This is a genomic window from Pseudoteredinibacter isoporae (genome assembly GCF_040372805.1).
In the GTDB taxonomy this organism is placed as follows: Bacteria; Pseudomonadota; Gammaproteobacteria; order Pseudomonadales; family Cellvibrionaceae; genus Pseudoteredinibacter; species Pseudoteredinibacter isoporae_A.
The window spans coordinates 1-586 of record NZ_BAABWJ010000032.1; the positions used below are offsets into that span (position 1 = coordinate 1).

At 44.9% G+C, this 586-nt stretch carries 1 protein-coding gene; it reads left to right on the plus strand.

Features of this window, described 5'->3' with window-relative positions; translation table 11 throughout:
- On the plus strand, positions 1–586 hold a 586-nt coding region (locus ABWW03_RS19930; protein ID WP_353411435.1), incomplete at both ends, for an IS6 family transposase.

The following is a 586-nucleotide window of genomic DNA, read 5'->3' on the forward strand; positions in this document are numbered from 1 at the left end:
TTGAAACGATGAATACCTACAAACGATATCGATATCCCCGCGCCGTTATTACCCACGCGATCTGGTTATATCATCGATTCTCCCTCAGTTTTCGCGATATTGAAGAAATCTTGGCTATCCGTGGCGTTACCGTATCCTACGAAACCATTCGGCAATGGTGCTTGAAATTCACGCCTTCCTTTGCCAAAGCGTTAAAGAAGAAGTATCAATCCTTCGGTAATCACTGGTTTCTGGATGAAGTCTTCATCAAAATCAATGGCAAGCCGCGTTATCTGTGGCGTGCGGTTGATTCTGATGGCTGTGAGTTGGATATCCTCATCACTAAACGTAGAAACAAACAAGCGGCCACTCGCTTCTTTAAAAAGCTATTTAAAAGGCAAACCCAAACAACACAGCAGATTACAACGGATAAGCTCGGTAGCTATCGTGCAGCCTTGCGAGACCTGGCTTGCCAAGTGCCTCACTGTACTACGCAGTATTCTAACAATATTGCTGAAATCTCACATCAAAAAACACGCCAACAGGAACGTCAGATGCGCCAATTTAAATCGATGGGGCAAGCTCAACGCTTTTTAAGCTGCCATGG